Origin of the sequence: Candidatus Skiveiella danica (genome assembly GCF_022705245.1) — a bacterium.
GTDB lineage: Bacteria > Pseudomonadota > Gammaproteobacteria > Burkholderiales > Burkholderiaceae_C > Skiveiella > Skiveiella danica.
Window position 1 is genome coordinate 1 of sequence record NZ_JAKJEW010000141.1, and the last position, 279, is coordinate 279.

Genomic DNA, 279 nt, shown 5'->3' on the forward strand with positions numbered 1-279 from the left:
GATGTCGAGCGACGTGACGCTGCCGGCCAGCGAGCCGGCCAGCGGAATGGCAAGCCCGAGAAACGCGCCGCCCAGCGCCACCGCCGCCGCCGTGTTGCCCTCGCGCACGAGCTTGATGTCTTCGTAGGGCGTGATCCACATGTAGATCCCCATGCCGCCGATGAGGATCGCGAAGGTCGTGACCAGATGCAGCGCGAGGACCGGCGCCCCGCTCAAGATGCTCTGGATGATGGCTTCCATGCGCGCGTGTCTCCCCTGATCGCCGGCCGATGCGGCCCT

1 protein-coding gene is annotated in these 279 nt (G+C 68.1%); it reads right to left on the bottom strand.

The genetic code is table 11. From position 1 onward, the window contains the following. Positions 1-240: DUF350 domain-containing protein (locus ACMUOY_RS20555; RefSeq protein WP_413894570.1), on the bottom strand; the 240-nt coding region annotated here is incomplete at its 3' end. Between the last annotated feature and the right edge of the window lie 39 nt (positions 241-279).